This window comes from Pseudomonas cremoris, assembly GCF_014230465.1.
In genome coordinates this window covers 316,283-332,131 of record NZ_JAAXCY010000009.1, presented here as the reverse complement: position 1 = coordinate 332,131, position 15,849 = coordinate 316,283, and the positions used below count along the sequence as shown (strand labels likewise).

At 58.3% G+C, this 15,849-nt stretch carries 15 protein-coding genes; 3 read left to right on the top strand and 12 right to left on the bottom strand.

Going from position 1 to position 15,849, the window contains the following annotated elements; genetic code table 11:
* Nucleotides 1–415: 415 nt before the first annotated feature.
* The 9 genes from msrQ to mrcB all read right to left on the bottom strand — a co-directional run bounded on the left by msrQ (nucleotide 416) and on the right by mrcB (nucleotide 10,233).
* Nucleotides 416–1,036, bottom strand: a complete 621-nt coding sequence (gene msrQ, locus HF257_RS23145) for a protein-methionine-sulfoxide reductase heme-binding subunit MsrQ (protein WP_185708458.1) — start codon at nucleotides 1,034–1,036, stop codon at nucleotides 416–418.
* Entirely contained in the window at nucleotides 1,036–2,049 is a 1,014-nt protein-coding gene (gene msrP / locus HF257_RS23140) for a protein-methionine-sulfoxide reductase catalytic subunit MsrP (protein WP_185708459.1), read from the bottom strand. Before msrP ends, msrQ begins: the two co-directional genes overlap by 1 nt.
* A gap of 63 nt (nucleotides 2,050–2,112) precedes the next feature.
* On the bottom strand, nucleotides 2,113–2,970 hold the full coding sequence (gene pssA, locus HF257_RS23135; RefSeq protein ID WP_185708460.1) for a CDP-diacylglycerol--serine O-phosphatidyltransferase: 858 nt from the start codon (nucleotides 2,968–2,970) through the stop codon (nucleotides 2,113–2,115).
* A gap of 144 nt (nucleotides 2,971–3,114) precedes the next feature.
* Complete coding sequence (gene ilvC / locus HF257_RS23130; RefSeq protein ID WP_003194132.1) at nucleotides 3,115–4,131, bottom strand: ketol-acid reductoisomerase; 1,017 nt, start codon at nucleotides 4,129–4,131, stop codon at nucleotides 3,115–3,117.
* A gap of 47 nt (nucleotides 4,132–4,178) precedes the next feature.
* Nucleotides 4,179–4,670 (bottom strand): acetolactate synthase small subunit, encoded by a 492-nt coding sequence (gene ilvN / locus HF257_RS23125; protein ID WP_003176102.1) that lies wholly within the window; start codon nucleotides 4,668–4,670, stop codon nucleotides 4,179–4,181.
* A 2-nt stretch (nucleotides 4,671–4,672) separates the two neighbouring features.
* Nucleotides 4,673–6,397, bottom strand: a complete 1,725-nt coding sequence (locus HF257_RS23120; RefSeq protein WP_185708461.1) for an acetolactate synthase 3 large subunit — start codon at nucleotides 6,395–6,397, stop codon at nucleotides 4,673–4,675.
* A 431-nt stretch (nucleotides 6,398–6,828) separates the two neighbouring features.
* On the bottom strand, nucleotides 6,829–7,158 hold the full coding sequence (locus tag HF257_RS23115) for a YqcC family protein (protein ID WP_185708462.1): 330 nt from the start codon (nucleotides 7,156–7,158) through the stop codon (nucleotides 6,829–6,831).
* Entirely contained in the window at nucleotides 7,158–7,892 is a 735-nt protein-coding gene (locus HF257_RS23110; RefSeq protein WP_185708463.1) for a hypothetical protein, read from the bottom strand. Before HF257_RS23110 ends, HF257_RS23115 begins: the two co-directional genes overlap by 1 nt.
* 16 nt (nucleotides 7,893–7,908) lie before the next feature.
* A complete protein-coding gene (gene mrcB, locus HF257_RS23105; protein WP_185708464.1) occupies nucleotides 7,909–10,233 on the bottom strand; it encodes a penicillin-binding protein 1B in 2,325 nt (774 codons plus the stop codon).
* A gap of 118 nt (nucleotides 10,234–10,351) precedes the next feature.
* On the opposite strand from mrcB, the gene HF257_RS23100 reads away from it, so the two are divergent.
* The 3 genes from HF257_RS23100 to HF257_RS23090 all read left to right on the top strand — a co-directional run bounded on the left by HF257_RS23100 (nucleotide 10,352) and on the right by HF257_RS23090 (nucleotide 12,820).
* The gene (locus HF257_RS23100; RefSeq protein ID WP_185708465.1) at nucleotides 10,352–11,908 is read left to right on the top strand and encodes a bifunctional aminoglycoside phosphotransferase/ATP-binding protein; all 1,557 of its coding nucleotides are present in this window, start codon (nucleotides 10,352–10,354) and stop codon (nucleotides 11,906–11,908) included.
* Between the two features lie 92 nt (nucleotides 11,909–12,000).
* Complete coding sequence (locus HF257_RS23095; protein WP_185708466.1) at nucleotides 12,001–12,345, top strand: pentapeptide repeat-containing protein; 345 nt, start codon at nucleotides 12,001–12,003, stop codon at nucleotides 12,343–12,345.
* A gap of 202 nt (nucleotides 12,346–12,547) precedes the next feature.
* On the top strand, nucleotides 12,548–12,820 hold the full coding sequence (locus HF257_RS23090) for a TfoX/Sxy family protein (RefSeq protein WP_185708467.1): 273 nt from the start codon (nucleotides 12,548–12,550) through the stop codon (nucleotides 12,818–12,820).
* A gap of 258 nt (nucleotides 12,821–13,078) precedes the next feature.
* Here the strand turns inward: HF257_RS23090 and HF257_RS23085 are convergent, their stop codons facing one another.
* From HF257_RS23085 to HF257_RS23075, 3 genes are read right to left on the bottom strand one after another with little or no spacing between them, the layout of a single operon-like run.
* A complete protein-coding gene (locus HF257_RS23085) occupies nucleotides 13,079–13,846 on the bottom strand; it encodes a heme ABC transporter ATP-binding protein (RefSeq protein WP_185708468.1) in 768 nt (255 codons plus the stop codon).
* A complete protein-coding gene (locus HF257_RS23080; protein WP_185708469.1) occupies nucleotides 13,846–14,883 on the bottom strand; it encodes a FecCD family ABC transporter permease in 1,038 nt (345 codons plus the stop codon). The genes HF257_RS23085 and HF257_RS23080 overlap by 1 nt, the downstream gene beginning before the upstream one ends.
* Nucleotides 14,880–15,758 (bottom strand): heme/hemin ABC transporter substrate-binding protein, encoded by an 879-nt coding sequence (locus HF257_RS23075; protein ID WP_185708470.1) that lies wholly within the window; start codon nucleotides 15,756–15,758, stop codon nucleotides 14,880–14,882. Before HF257_RS23075 ends, HF257_RS23080 begins: the two co-directional genes overlap by 4 nt.
* Nucleotides 15,759–15,849 lie beyond the last annotated feature (91 nt).

Genomic DNA, 15,849 nt, shown 5'->3' with positions numbered 1-15,849 from the left:
AGTAACTTGTGATGCTGATAATCTTGTTGACTATCAGTCTGACCCCACAAGCACCCACACGAATTGCTTGATTCAGTTGTTAAAGAGCGGTTGGTTAAGATCTTTCGTCTCAACCGAGGCGCGCATTTTACAGCAGCCTCATTTGCTGTCAAGTGATTATTTTCAGAAGCTTTCGAAGAATTCTTCAACAACTTCAACCACTTGCGCTTCCGATCACTCGTTAGCGGGAGGCGAATTCTACAGCGTTACACGCTGCTGTCAACACCTCTTTTTCAACTTCTTGCGGGCTTCGATGAACTGAAGCAACTGACTGTCGAAACCCACATAACTCATTGTTTACCAAGGAGTTTTCCGTTTCGACTGCGCCGGAAGTGGGGCGAATTATAGGCCTCCAGAATCTGCCGTCAACCTTTAATTACGCTTTTGTTGCAGAAGGTGATTTTTTGGCAATTAGCCGTGGAACTCGGCGCATCACTGGCGGTAACCGCAGGATCAGCAGCAACACACCTATAGATGCATAAATGGCCCACTCCTTCAGATCAGCCCGCACGATCCACAACATATGTAGCAAACCAAGCCCGAGAACCACATATACCAGGCGATGCAGCTTCTTCCAGCGACTCCCCAAGCGTCGCTGGCTATAGCGATTTGAAGTAATCGCCAACACCAGAAGCGACAAGAAGCCCAGCGCCCCGACAATAATGTAAGGCCGCTTACGCAACTCCACTCCCAACTGCGACCAGTCGAGCCCAAGCACGAACACACAATAAGCCGCCAGATGCAGCACCACATAAGCAAAGCACCACAGCCCCAACTGCCGGCGCACCGCTATCCATCCCGGCCAGCCGCTCAGCTTTTGCAACGGCGTCATTCCGAGAGTGATCAGCAACAGAATCAACGTACCCAGACCTAGCCGATCCACCAGCACTTTGCCCGGATCAGGCCCCAGAGCAGAACTCCACGCTTCAAATAGCCAGAACAACGGCCATACCGCCGCAGCAATAAAGACGCCAACGCGCCAAATGGGGTAGCGCATCAATAGTTCTTCCGCAGATCAAGACCGGTATAAAGAGAGGCGACCTCATCCGAGTAACCATTGAACATCTGCGTTTCGCGCACGTTGGGACTGAACAGACCGCTCGGCAAGCGACGCTCCCTTGCCTGGGTCCAACGAGGGTGATCAACCGTAGGATTCACATTCGCGTAAAACCCATACTCATCGGCGGCAATACTTTGCCAAGTGGTTTTCGGCTGCTCGCTCACGAGGCTGATCCGCACGATGGACTTCACACTCTTGAAACCGTACTTCCATGGCACCACGAGCCGTAGCGGCGCGCCGTTCTGATTCGGTAGCTCGCGCCCATACATACCTACGGCAAGAATGGCCAAAGGATTCATCGCCTCATCCAAACGCAGCCCTTCTACATAGGGCCAGTCAATCAAGCCGAAACTGGAGCGCTGCCCCGGCATACTTTTGGGATCCTGCAGCGTTTCAAAGCGAATGTATTTGGCTTTTGAAGTCGGCTCGACCTGCTTGAGCAACGCGGAGATAGGGAAACCGATCCAAGGGATGACCATCGACCACGCTTCGACGCAGCGCAAACGGTAGATTCGTTCTTCCAATTGATAAGGTTTCATGAAGTCTTCAAGGGCATAACGTCCAGGCTTCGCCACCTCACCATCAATCACCACACTCCAGGGCTCGGTCTTGAGAGAACCCGCATTTGTTGCCGGGTCCCCCTTGCCTGTGCCGAACTCATAGAAGTTGTTGTAGTGGGTTGCGTCTTTGAAGGGGGTGATAGCCTCGTCCTTGACCGTCACCGCCTGCCATTTGGTGGCCGGCAGCTTCTCGGCAAACCAATTCGGCGCACTGCCTGGCTCGACATCGGCATAACGGGCGGCCTCTTCAGCACTGGCCCAACGCGGCAAACTGCTGGCAGCGATACCGGCAAGCGCACCACCGAGCAAGCTGCGGCGAGAGAGATAGAGGGATTCAGGGGTGACTTCCGATTCATGACAATCGGATGATTTTGACAATTTGATTAGCATGGCAACTCCGCAGCATTGGAGAACTGATGCACCAATAGACTGCGGAGTATGGGGGAAATTACATTAAGACAATGTTTTGTCCCGACGCAGATGCAGCAAGTACTGAACCGGGCCCGAAGCGGCGTAGACCAAAAACGCCAGCAACAGGATCCGCGGTGGATCACTAAAGACCACGGCGAACACCAGTACCACTGCCAGGATCGCCACGAAAGGCACGCGCCCTTTCAGGTCCAACTCCTTGAAGCTGTTGTACTTGATATTGCTGACCATCAGCATGCCTGCCGCCGCAACCATCAAGGCCACCAGGAACGACATCTTCGACCCCTGAATGCCGTAGTCGCTGAACGCCCAGACAATACCCGCCACCACACCCGCAGCGGCCGGGCTGGCCAGCCCGATGAAGTAGCGCTTGTCGGCTGTCCCCACCTGAGTATTGAAGCGGGCCAAACGCAAAGCGGCGCCCGCGACATAGATGAAGGCGACCATCCAACCCACCTTACCCATATCACCCAACGCCCAGGCAAACGCCAGTAACGCTGGCGCGACACCAAAGGCAACCATGTCCGACAGCGAGTCGTACTCGGCACCAAAGGCACTTTGGGTGTTGGTCATCCGTGCCACACGACCATCAAGGCCATCCAGCACCATGGCGACGAAGATGGCAATGGCAGCAAAACCGAAGTATTTGCTGGCGCTCGCCGCATCCCCCGCTGCCAACGCGCTCTGGGCACTCATGGAGTTGATGATGGAATAGAAGCCGGCAAACAGGTTCGCCGTGGTGAACAGGTTGGGCAGAAGATAGATGCCACGATGCCGGACCTTGCGGCCTTCCGCGTCATGCCCTTCTTCGACATGCTCATCGATCGGTAGCAGGCTTTCGGCGTCAGAAGCCTGGCTTGGCTCTTCGGGACGTTCGCTCATGGACTTTACCTTGCAACGGTGTGAAAAAAATTCGACAGGTACTTGCGGCGAGTGTTCGCCCGCAAACGATGCAGCTTTATACCAGATGCGGCCCCCAAACGAAAAAACGCGGCCTAGGCCGCGTTTTTCCTTGATGCGTACGACTTAGTTTTTGGCTTTGTCGACGATCTTGTTGGCACCGATCCACGGCATCATGGAGCGCAGTTGCTCGCCGATGACTTCGATACCGTGAGCGGCGTTGTTACGACGCTTGGCGGTCATCGAAGGGTAGCCGGTAGCGCCTTCGCTGATGAACATTTTGGCATATTCGCCGTCCTGAATACGTTTCAGGGCGTTGCGCATGGCCTGACGGGACTCGGCGTTGATTACTTCCGGACCAGTCACGTACTCGCCGTATTCAGCGTTGTTGGAGATCGAGTAGTTCATGTTGGCGATACCGCCTTCGTACATGAGGTCAACGATCAGCTTCAGTTCGTGCAGGCATTCGAAGTAGGCCATTTCTGGCGCGTAGCCAGCTTCAACCAGGGTTTCGAAACCGGCTTTAACCAGCTCAACGGTACCGCCACACAGTACGGCTTGCTCGCCGAACAGGTCGGTTTCGGTCTCGTCCTTGAAGGTGGTTTCGATGATGCCGGTACGACCGCCACCGACGCCAGCAGCGTAGGACAGCGCAACGTTCTTGGCATTGCCCGAAGCGTCCTGGTAGATCGCGATCAGGTCAGGGATACCGCCGCCTTTGACGAACTCGGAACGCACGGTATGACCCGGTGCTTTCGGCGCGATCATGATCACGTCGAGGTCAGCGCGTGGCACAACCTGGTTGTAGTGAATCGCGAAGCCGTGGGAGAAGGCCAAGGTGGCGCCTTTCTTGATGTTCGGCTCGATCTCGTTCTTGTACAGCGAGGACTGGAACTCGTCCGGGGTCAGGATCATGACCAAGTCGGCAGCCGCAACAGCGGAAGCAACGTCAGTCACTTTCAGGCCGTGGGCTTCTGCCTTGGCGACGGTAGCCGAGCCTTTACGCAGGCCAACAGTTACGTCAACGCCGGAATCTTTCAGGTTGCAAGCTTGTGCGTGACCCTGGGAGCCGTAGCCGATGATGGCGACTTTCTTGCCCTGGATGATCGACAGGTCACAATCTTTATCGTAATAAACTTTCATGAGGTTCCTCTATATATCCAGGCCGTAAGGCCATTCGCTAATTTGGGTTAGATGCTGAGTACTTTGTCGCCACGGGCAATCCCGGTGACACCACTGCGTACCGTTTCCAGAATCGAGGCCGTCCCGATCGACTGGATGAAGCTGTCCAGCTTGTCGCTTGTACCGGTCAGTTGAACGGTATAAACGCTGGCGCTCACATCGACGATCTGCCCGCGATAAATGTCGGTAGTCCGTTTGATCTCGGCACGTTGGGCACCCGTGGCCTTGACTTTAACCAGCATCAGCTCGCGCTCGATGTGGGCACTTTCCGACAGGTCGACCAGCTTGACCACTTCGATCAGCTTGTTGAGGTTCTTGGTGATCTGCTCGATCACCTCATCGTGGCCCACGGTGGTCAACGTCAGGCGCGACAGTGTCGGGTCTTCGGTCGGGGCCACGGTCAGGCTTTCGATGTTGTAGTTACGCTGCGAAAACAGGCCGACAACACGAGACAGAGCGCCGGGTTCGTTCTCCAGAAGCAGGGAGATAATGTGCCGCATGATTAAGTACGCTCCGTCTTGTTCAGCCACATGTCGCGCATAGAGCCGTCTTTGATCTGCATCGGGTAGACGTGCTCGCTGGTATCCACCTGAATATCAATGAATACCAAACGGTCCTTCATGGCGAACGCCTCTTCCATCTTCGGCTTCAGATCTTTCAAATCGGTGATGCGAATGCCGACGTGGCCATAGGCTTCAACCAGTTTGACGAAATCAGGCAGAGACTCCATGTAGGAATGGGAGTGACGGCTGTTGTAGCTCATATCCTGCCACTGGCGAACCATGCCCAGCACGCCGTTGTTCAAGCAGACGATCTTCACTGGAAGACCGTACTGCAAGCACGTCGACAGTTCCTGGATGTTCATCTGGATGCTGCCCTCACCGGTGACGCACGCGACGTCGGTGTCCGGGAAGCTCAGCTTCACGCCCATGGCCGCAGGGAAACCAAAGCCCATCGTGCCCAGGCCACCGGAGTTGATCCAGCGGTTAGGCTTGTCGAACTTGTAGTACTGCGCGGCGAACATTTGGTGCTGGCCTACGTCGGAGGTCACAAAGGCGTCGCCCTTGGTCACTTCGCACAGAGTCTCGATCACGGTTTGAGGCTTGATGATGCTGCCGTCGCCCTTGTCGTAGGGGAACAGGCCACGATCACCGCGCCATTCGTCGATCTGCTTCCACCAGCTGGCAACGGACTCCTTGTTCGGCGTTTCGCCGATGTCCTTCAGCGCAGCGACCATTTCGGTCAACACGCTTTCAACAGGACCCACGATCGGCACGTCGGCCTTTATGGTCTTGGAGATGGACGCCGGGTCGATGTCGATATGGATGATCTTGGCATTCGGGCAGAACTTGCTCGCGCCATTGATCACGCGGTCATCGAAACGCGCACCCACGGCCAGGATCACGTCGGCGTGGTGCATTGTCAGGTTGGCGGTGTAGCTGCCGTGCATGCCGAGCATGCCGACGAACTGACGGTCCGAGCCCGGGAATGCGCCGAGGCCCATCAAGGTGTTGGTTACCGGCAGGTTGAGCAACTTGGCCAGTTCGGTCAGCGGTGCAGAACCGCCGCCCAGAATCACGCCACCGCCCGAGTACAACACTGGCCGCTTGGCCGCCAGCAGCATTTCTGCGGCCTTGCGGATTTGGCCCGAGTGCCCACGCAGAGCCGGGCTGTAGGAGCGCAGCTTGGCTTTCTTCGGGAAGACGTATTCGAATTTTTCAGCCGGGTTGGTCATGTCTTTCGGGATATCGACCACAACAGGGCCCGGGCGACCGGACTGCGCGAGGTAGAACGCCTTTTTCATGACTTCCGGAATTTCCGACGCATGCTTGATCATGAAGCTGTGTTTCACGATCGGCCGGGAGATACCGATCATGTCGGTTTCCTGGAATGCATCGGTACCGACCATGGTGCTTGCCACCTGGCCAGAAATGATCACCATCGGGATGGAGTCCATATACGCAGTCGCGATGCCGGTGATGGCATTGGTTGCGCCTGGGCCGGACGTTACCAGCACCACGCCGGCTTTACCGGTGGCACGGGCATAACCGTCAGCCATATGGGTCGCGGCCTGTTCGTGGCGAACCAGGATGTGGGTAACAGCCGGTTCCTTGAACAATGCGTCGTAGACATGCAGCAGAGCACCACCTGGGTACCCGTAGATATAGTCGACGCCTTCGTCACGCAAAAAGCGGACGAGCATCTCACCGCCAGATAAAAGCTCCACGTTGTTCACCTCTAAAACGCCAGAATACCGTCCGTTGAAAACCGACGGGTCTTAATAGGTTTACTTCTCAACAGAGCATGAGCGACGGTGGTCGCCGACTACGTCAGCACTGACTGAGCAAGTATTGGGATCGTCCCAAGTGTTGCGGGCTTTTCCCACCCAGCGCGAGGTAACGCGTTGCGGGTGTAACAGGTCGGCGCGGATGTGCGCCTCATGATCTGCTGAGCGGGCCTGCTTCTGGCAGTCCCGATACAGCGGACTTTGGATTCTTCTGTTTCAGGCCCTTCAAGTCAAGCAATAATTGCGCTTTTTTCCAACTAAGCGCATGAGAACGTAGAAGAAAGGGCTTTGAGGAGGGATAAAACTCGCCTGAATGTCGTCAAGCGGTAGAAATGTGCGCAAGACTGCCGGAAAAACCGGCAGTCAGGCAATTAACGAGCGTCGACGATCAATTGGTCGAACTTTTTCAGCGCGTTACGCAAGCCGAGGCTCTCTTGCGGGCGATCGGCGTAGACCATTTCGGCCATTTCCATGATCCCCGACGCATTGGGCAACGGCAGGTCCTGCTCAAGGATCTGCTTCATGCGCACCAGGAAGACCCATTGCAACCACTGATGGAAGTCCAAGGTGTCTACGGAGAACGGCTCGACGCTGCTGAGCGCCTCGACGCTGGGGGACACCTCGTCCCACCAGCCCTGTACGCGCAACTCTCGCTCGATCAGCAATAACTGTTCGGCAATCGCGGGAAAACGTTCATCCATCAGTAGCTGACCTTACCTTTTTGCCGCGCCTGGGCGGCACCGGCAGCATCACCTTGCGCGGCACGTGCGTCACCGATCAAAGCCCACAGGTTGGCTTGCAGGTCAGGGCGACCATTGGCCAGGGTCAGGCCGCGACGAGCAAATTGCTCGGCTTGCGGAGCATCACCCTGGGCCATGCGCACCTGGGCCAGACGATACAGCACCTGCGGCTCGCGTGGTGCAACGCGCTGGGCACGCTCAAGACTCGACGAGGCGCCATTCAAGTCGCCGCCCGCCTGCTGTTGCTGGGCAGTGGTGAGCAGGGCCAGTACCGGACCGTCCAATTGCTCATCAGCCGACAGGCCGCCGGAGCTGGACGACGACGGGATACCACTCGGCGTCGACGGCATGTTGTAGGTGCCTTGGTTGATCGGCGCCGTTTGAATAGGCGTGGAGTCGATCGGCCCCGATGTGCTTGGCCCGGGGGTCCACGGTTCGGCGCTGATCGGCGCGGCGGTGGCTGCACCACCGCCCGGCACCATCACCACCACACCAGAATCCTGAGGAACGGCTTGCGGCTTAGCCTGGGCTGGACGATTGGTCACGGTTTGGCGGAAACCGCCGTTGGCCGAAATCCGATCGTTGTTGGAGACCGCCGTGCTCGAGTCCACCACGGGAATGGAACCGCGCTGCACACTGGAGCAACCACTGAGCAAAGCCAGAGCTGTCATAGCTGGAAACAACCACTTGTTCACGTGAAACCCTCTTTGCTTAATTCATCCAGCCCTTGACCCAATCCATCACCGATTCCGCGTCAGCAGGCGCACTGCCACCACACGCGGCGCCGGGTGGCGGCTCGCTGCCGCGAATATACGGCATCTGTACTGCGCCCGGACAGTTGGCATCGGAGCCCTGCCCTGTGTGCGGATCGATCCAGGCCTGCACGATGTTATCCGGCTGCGGCATGTTCAACGGCAACGGATCGGCCTTGCGCATGAAACTGGTCCAGACCTGCAGCGCACCGGTCGCACCGGTAAATGGCGTCTTGCCGTTGTCGTCACGCCCCATCCAGACCACCGCCAGTACATCCTGGCCGAAACCTGCGAACCAACTGTCGCGCGAGTCGTTACTCGTACCGGTCTTGCCTGCCAGCGTCAGGTTCGACGGCAGGACCTTGTAGACCGAACTGCCAGTACCTTCACGCATCACGCGTTGCATGGCGTTCTGGATCAGGTAGATGGAACCCGCGTCGAAGCGCTGCTGGATCTGGAACGGATAACGCTTGAGCGGCTCGCCCTCGGCGGTCAGTACACTGCGGATCCCACGCATCGGGGTGTTGAAACCACCGTTGGCGAGGGTCTGGTACATGGTTGCCACTTCCATCGGCGTCATCGCACCGGCACCCAGCAGGATCGATGGGAAAGCCGGGAATTCACGCGTGATGCCCAGTCGCCCCAAGGTTTTCAGCACGTTCGGCACACCCACTTCCAGCCCAAGGCGCGATGTGGAAATGTTGTAGGAATGCGCCAACCCTTGATACAGGAACACCGTGCCGTGGGAATGGCGATCGAAGTTTTGCGGCGTCCACACCTGGCCGTCAGCGCCCTTCACCGACAACGGATCATCGGACAGCCAACTGGTCAGGGTGTACTTGCTCGGTTTTTCCAAGGCTGTCAGATAAACCGCCGGCTTGACCAACGAGCCAATCGGCCGCACTGCATCCAGCGCCCGGTTGAAGCCGGCGAAACTGGCCAGGCGGCTGCCCACCAAGGCCTGGACTTCGCCGGTTTCCGGGTTGGTCACGACCATGGCCGCTTCCACTTCGTCAGCGCCTTTACGGCCAGTCATACGTTTGAAGGTGTCGTTGACCGACGCCTCGGCTTTCATCTGCAGGATGGGGTCAAAACTGGTGAAGATCCGCAGGCCTTCTTCGGTCAAGTCTTCGTCGCGGTAGTCTTCGCGCAACTGGCGTTTGACCAGGTCGATAAAGCCCGGGAAGGAACTGTCCGCCAGCTTGCCGCGAGTGGTGACGCCCAGCGGCATCTTCTTCGCCGCCGCCACTTGCTCCGCCGTGGCAACGCCCTGCTGCTCAAGGACATCGAGTACCAGGTTACGGCGCTCAAGGGCGCGCTCCGGGTTACGGCGCGGGTTGTAGTAGGACGGCCCCTTGACCATCCCCACCAACAACGCGACTTGATGAAGCTTCAATTCGGAAAGCGGCTGACCAAAGAAGAACTGGCTGGCCAAGCCGAAACCGTGCACCGCGCGCTGGCCATCCTGGCCGACGAATACCTCGTTGAGGTACGCCTCAAGGATTTCCTGCTTGCTGTAGTGCATCTCCAGCAGCATCGCCATCATGGCTTCGGTGAGTTTACGGGTCAGGCTGCGCTCATTGGTCAGGTAAAAATTCTTGACCAATTGTTGCGTCAACGTGCTGCCGCCCTGAGTCATCTTGCCGCCGGAGGTGTTCACCCAGATAGCGCGAGCGATCGACTTCGGCGAAACGCCCCAGTGACTGTAGAAATCGCGGTCTTCCACGGCAACCAAGGTTTCAAGCAGATACGGCGGTACCTGATCGAGTTTGATCAGGATACGATCTTCAAGGTTCTTCGGGTAAATACCGCCCATCATCAGCGGTTCCAGGCGTACCACCGGCAGTTTCGAGCCATTGAGCGACGAGAGCTCAGCCACATAGTCGCCGGAGAAGCGCACACGAACAGGCTGGGCTTTCTCCAGCCCCTCATAGAACTGGAAACCGCGCGTGTTCAGGTCAACGGTATTACCGCTGACAGCTGCGGCGCCCGGGCCATTGCTTACAGGCTCACGACGGTAGCCGAGGGCATCGAGTTCGGTGAGGAAGTCATCCTTGCTCAGCTTCTGGCCGGTGAACAGTTCCAGCGGGCGTGCATACACCTTGGCCGGAATGGTCCAGCGCTTGCCGGAGAACTTCTCCTGGACCACAGCGTCGAGGTACACCGCGAAGCCAGCGAGCACCACAAGGCCAACCAGGCCGAGCTTCAGCGCCCAGCCCAGCCACGGGCGCAGGCCGCGGGAAGGAGGTTTTTTACGGGAACGGGGGGATCGGGTTCGAGTCATGGCGGCGGATTATACGCACTTTATTGACGATCAACATGAACCGGACAGCGGTTTGCACGGCAGGCGTCAGCAGCCATAATGCCCGCCATGATTTCCCCCAGACTCTGAAGGATCGCCCGTGAGCCAGTCCCTGATCGCAGCCCTGCAAAACCCGGCTTTATATCCTCACCCGGTTGAAGCGTTCCACGTCATCGAAACCCATATTTCCTGGGTCGTACTGACCGGTCCTTACGCTTATAAACTGAAGAAGCCGATGAATTTCGGCTTCCTGGATTTCACCTCCCTGGAGGATCGCGGTCACTTCTGCAACGAAGAACTGCGCCTCAACCAGCGCCTGACCGAAGATTTGTATCTTGAAGTGTTGCCGATTACCGGCACGGCCGAAGCACCGCAACTGGGCGGCGAAGGCCCGGTGATCGAATACGCACTCAAGATGCGTCAGTTCCCACAAAGCCAGCTGCTCAGCACCCTACAAGCTAACGGCGAACTGACCAGTGCGCACATCGATGAGATGGCCAAGCAAATCGCGCACTTCCACCTCACCGCGCCGAAAGTCCCACAGGAACACCCAGCAGGCACACCGGACGAAGTAATGGCGCCGGTACGGCAGAACTTCGACCAGATCCGCCCATTCCTCAGCGACAAGGCCGACCTGATTCAACTTGAAGCGCTGCAAGCGTGGGCCGAAAGTAGCTTCGAGCGCCTCAAGCCGCTGCTGGTACAGCGCAAGCTGGACGGCTTCACCCGTGAATGCCACGGCGACATCCACCTGGGCAATGCCACCTTGATCGACGGCAAGGTCGTGATTTTCGACTGCATCGAGTTCAACGAACCGTTTCGCTTTACCGATGTGTACGCCGACACCGGCTTCCTGGCGATGGACCTGGAAGACCGTGGCCTCAAGTCGTTGGCGCGCCGCTTCATCAGCCAATACCTGGAGCTGACCGGCGACTATCAAGGCCTCGAAGTGCTGAACTTCTATAAGGCCTACCGCGCCCTGGTACGCGCCAAGATCGCGCTGTTCAGCATGCCGGGCGATGCAAGCCCCGTGCAACGCGCCACCAGCCTGCGCCAGTACCGCAACTACGCCAACCTGGCGGAAAGCTACAGCACCATTCCATCGCGCTTCCTGGCAATTACTCACGGCGTTTCGGCTGTCGGCAAGAGCCAGGTTGCCATGCGCCTGGTAGAAGCACTGGGGGCCGTGCGTCTGCGCTCGGATGTAGAGCGTAAGCGTCTGTTCGGCGAGCAGCAGGTTGAAAACACGCCACAGGCCGGTATCTATGCGGCCGATGCCAGCGCAGCCACCTACGCTCGCCTGAATGAAATTGCCGATACCGTACTGCGCGCCGGCTTCCCGGTGGTACTGGATGCCACTTTCTTGAAACGTGCACAGCGCGACGCCGCAGCCAAAGTTGCCGAAGCGACTGGCGCGCCGTTCCTGATTCTGGATTGCAACGCGCCGCAAGCCGTTATCGCCAGTTGGTTGGCGCAACGTCAGGCGGATAAAAACGATCCGTCTGACGCAACACTGACGGTCATTGAAGAGCAGCAGGCGAATCGCGAGCCGCTGACAGCCGAGGAGCTACTGCTCAGCAAACGCGTCGAAACCAACGAAAGCGGGACTCTCGACGCTTTGGTCGCGCATATTCGCCAGCATCTGCCAGGCCTGTAAGAAAAATTTCTTGGGCGTGCGGCCTACTAAGGCACACGCCCCAGAAATAGTGGCACTATAATGGCGTCATAAATCCAACAGGAGTCGCCGTCATGAGTCAGCCCAAGCTTCTTGATACCCCGCTCTACTCGCTCCTGCATAAAGACGATATTCGCGGTTTCAACCAGGAACGACCAAAAGACGGTGTCATCGACATGCGCGGTGGCGACTTCCGCGGGTTGGACCTGCGCGAACTGAATGCCACAGGCGTGGATTTCACAGATGCGTACTTCCGTTCCGCCGACCTGCGCGGCCTGGACCTTCGCGATTGCTCATTGGAAGGCGCCAGCCTGGCCCATGCGCAGATCTCGGGCACCTACTTCCCTCCCGAACTGACCGCCGATGAGATCCTCATGTCAGTCAATTTCGGCACTCGCCTGCGCTATCGCACCAAATAATCACCGTTGTTAAAGCCCCGGCTACGCTTAAGCGTACCGGGCTTTGCGCCTGCCCTCCGTCAAAATCCCCGCGCCATTCTTATAAGCTTTTAGGCCGTTCCCGACCAAAGAACTGCACTTTTCCTACTGAGCGCTACACTCCTTTTCAGGCTTGCCTGGTCACGATTCCCACCGAACCATTCGGCCGTCGCAAGGAGGCTTGATGAACGATGAGCTGCAACACCTGAAAAACCTCGGCAAGACGTCAGCACAGTGGCTGCATGCGGTGGGCATCCACAGTGCATCCGACTTACGTCGCCTGGGAGCGGTTGATGCCTACCGTGCCGTGCGAACACGCGGGTTCCGGGCATCGAAAGTGCTGCTGTATGCAATCGAAGGGGCTTTGATGGATGTGCACTGGAACGACATTCCTGCAGAGCGCAAGGAAGCGTTGAACCGTCAATTGGACGCTATTGCGGCGCGGCAGAAAAATTAAATTGACGACCGCACCCAGCATTTACAGGCATCGCACACAAGCGTTTGGCAAAAGTAGAAAACAGTGCAAAAACAAATGTTGACTCTCAAATGAGAATCGTTATGATTATCACAGCTGGTCGCGAGATCAGCCGATAACTGAAAGACCATTGGTTCGGACTCTCAGATTATCTCCTCATCAGGCTAATCACGGTTATTTGACCCGGCTCTTGCCGGGTCTTTTTTTGCCCATCGAAAACCGCCATTTAATTGGCCGGCGTCAACGCGCAATGATCAGCGGGTGCCCACGCTCCGGGTGCGCCTGCACCAGCACATCCAAGCCAAACACGGCCTTCAGCGGTTCAGGCCGCATGACGTGCACTGGCGTATCCAACGCATGGGGACGTCCCTCCTCCAGTAACAGAATGCGATCGCAGTAACGAGCCGCCAGATTCAGGTCATGGAGAATGACCAGCACCGCTGCGCCACGATCGGCAAAGGTACGGATGGCCTGCAGGGTTGTGTGCTGGTGTAACGGATCGAGCATCGACGTCGGTTCATCCAGCAGCAACGTCTGCCCCGCCTCACCTGGCCACAACTGCGCCAACACTCGCGCCAGGTGCACGCGCTGGCGCTCGCCGCCAGACAATGCCAGGTAACTACGGCCACTCAAGTGCCCGACATCTGCCGCCTGCAAGGCAGCCTCAATGATTTCATCGTCCCGCACGCGCCCGGTTTGATGAGGCAATCGCCCCATACCCACCACCTCTTCGACCCGGAAAGCGAAATCCAATGTCGAGGTTTGTGGCAATACCGCTAGACGTTGCGCACGCTGCGGCCCACCCCACTCGCTCAACGGCCGTTGGTCCAACAACACACCGCCCTGATCCGGCTGCAACTCACCACACAACGCCCCCAGCAATGTGCTCTTGCCCGCACCATTAGGCCCCAACACACCGAGCACTTCGCCAGGCAATAGATCCAGGGTGACATCCGCCAATACGATTTTTCGACCGCGACGGATCTGCAGTTCTTCCACGCGCAACATCAGGCACGCCCCCGCAACAACAGGTAAAGAAAAAATGGCGCACCGATAAATGCGGTAACGATACCGATAGGCAGTTCAGCCGGTGCCAAGGCAAGCCGTGCGACCAGGTCCGCAAACAGCAACAGGCTTGCGCCCGCGAGTACCGAGGCGGGTAACAGCACGCGATGATCCGGCCCCGCCAGCAAACGCACCAGGTGCGGCACCACCAACCCCACAAAACCGATCATGCCCGCTGCCGCCACCGCCGCCCCCACACCCAGGGCCGTACAGAACACCAATTCACGCTTGAGTCCCTCAACATCGATCCCCAGGTGACTGGCCTCGGACTCGCCAAGCAACAGTGCATTCAGCGCTTTGGCCCGACGCGGCAACCACAGCGCCACACCGGCACTCACCAGCAACAGCGGCCATAGCCGTGAGTAGCTGGCGCCGTTGAGGCTGCCTAGATTCCAGAACGTCAGGGTCCGCAGGGTGGCGTCATCCGCCAGGTAGGTGAACAGGCCCACCGCCGAACTGGCGAGCGCCGTAAGGGCAATACCGGCCAGCAACATGGTCGCGACATTGGTCTGGCCGTTGCGCCGTCCCAGCCGATAGACCAGCGCCGTTACGCCCAACCCACCCAGAAACGCACACAACGACAAAAGGTAAGGCCCAAGCGCATCCGGCAAACCACCAAAATACGAACCGCCGACAATCGCAATCGCCGCGCCAAGCGCCGCGCCACTGGACACCCCGACCAGCCCCGGATCCGCCAGCGGATTACGGAATAGCCCCTGCATCGCTACGCCCGACAGCGCCAGTACGCCGCCGACGGCCAGCCCCAACAATGTGCGCGGCAAACGAATCTGCCCCAGGATCAGCTCCGCCTGCTCCAACCCCTGCGCCTCGATTGGCATACCCATCAAGCGCAAGGCCGCCCTGAGCGTATCCAGCAGCGGCAGGCTAACGGGCCCGAGTGCCAATGAAAGCCAGATTGCCAATACGCACAACAGCGCCAGCCCGATAAACAAGGTTCGCGGTTTAACCAGAGAGGTCATGGGGCAGGCTTAGCTTGGGACGGATAAAACCCGGCAGACAACTTCACAAGGCTTTGCGGCAGGCGCGGCCCCAAACCACCGACCAGCAATGTGGGGTCCAGCTCAAACACCCGCCCGCTCTTGGCAGCAGGCGTCGAGGCCAGGATGGGGTTCTCCTTGAACAGGGCCGCACGCGCCGCGTCACCGGTCAGGGCACGGTCGGCAAACACCAGCACATCAGGACTCAACCCCGCCAGCGACTCCACCGAAAACGGCTTGTAGCCGCTATGGGTCGCCAGGTTATTCCCACCTGCTTGCTGCAACACCCAATCAGCGGCCGTGTCCTTACCGGCGATCAGCGGTTTGCCGCCAGCGTGACCGAGCAACAGCAATACACCCGGCGCCTTTTGCGTGGCCTGCGCCTTGGCGACCCAGCGCTTCTGCTGATCGAGCGCCTGCTCATATCCGCTGAACAATTCGTCGGCCTTGGCCTCACTGCCCAGCAGCTTGCCCAGGTGTTGAAGGTTGCCTTTCAGCGTCGGCAAGTCCGGTTGCGCCGAAAACATTTCAACCTGCACGCCCGCACTGCGAATCTGCGCCAACACCGGCGGCGGTCCCATTTCTTCGGTGCCCACCAGCACCTGCGGGCGCAGGCTCAATATGCCCTCGGCGGACAACTGCCGCTGATAGCCGATGCTCGGCAGCGCCTTGAGGGACTCGGGATGTTGACTGGTGGTATCGACCCCTACCAGCTTCGACTCACCGCCCAAGGCCGTCACCCACTCCGACAGCGCGCCACCAGCACTCACCCAGCGTTGTGGCAGTTCAGAGGCTTGTGCCCCATGGTTGACCAGCAGTCCGACAACAAGCGCAATAGCGCTGGCACTCAGGCGCATAACAGGGTTTCCTTCCAAGGGCAGGGCCGCTCAAACGCTCATCGATGTGACAGATAACGTCTGCCTGGCATCGTATTGAGCGCCCAGGCGG

Bases quoted from the DNA above. Each gene is read 5' to 3' on its own strand.
- mrcB (WP_185708464.1), bottom strand. From the start codon at position 10,233: ATGACTCGAACCCGATCCCCCCGTTCCCGTAAAAAACCTCCTTCCCGC.
- HF257_RS23090 (WP_185708467.1), top strand. From the start codon at position 12,548: ATGAACGATGAGCTGCAACACCTGAAAAACCTCGGCAAGACGTCAGCA.
- HF257_RS23115 (WP_185708462.1), bottom strand. From the start codon at position 7,158: ATGGATGAACGTTTTCCCGCGATTGCCGAACAGTTATTGCTGATCGAG.
- ilvN (WP_003176102.1), bottom strand. From the start codon at position 4,670: ATGCGGCACATTATCTCCCTGCTTCTGGAGAACGAACCCGGCGCTCTG.
- ilvC (WP_003194132.1), bottom strand. From the start codon at position 4,131: ATGAAAGTTTATTACGATAAAGATTGTGACCTGTCGATCATCCAGGGC.
- pssA (WP_185708460.1), bottom strand. From the start codon at position 2,970: ATGAGCGAACGTCCCGAAGAGCCAAGCCAGGCTTCTGACGCCGAAAGC.
- msrQ (WP_185708458.1), bottom strand. From the start codon at position 1,036: ATGCGCTACCCCATTTGGCGCGTTGGCGTCTTTATTGCTGCGGCGGTA.
- HF257_RS23085 (WP_185708468.1), bottom strand. From the start codon at position 13,846: ATGTTGCGCGTGGAAGAACTGCAGATCCGTCGCGGTCGAAAAATCGTA.
- HF257_RS23095 (WP_185708466.1), top strand. From the start codon at position 12,001: ATGAGTCAGCCCAAGCTTCTTGATACCCCGCTCTACTCGCTCCTGCAT.
- HF257_RS23080 (WP_185708469.1), bottom strand. From the start codon at position 14,883: ATGACCTCTCTGGTTAAACCGCGAACCTTGTTTATCGGGCTGGCGCTG.
- HF257_RS23075 (WP_185708470.1), bottom strand. From the start codon at position 15,758: ATGCGCCTGAGTGCCAGCGCTATTGCGCTTGTTGTCGGACTGCTGGTC.
- msrP (WP_185708459.1), bottom strand. From the start codon at position 2,049: ATGCTAATCAAATTGTCAAAATCATCCGATTGTCATGAATCGGAAGTC.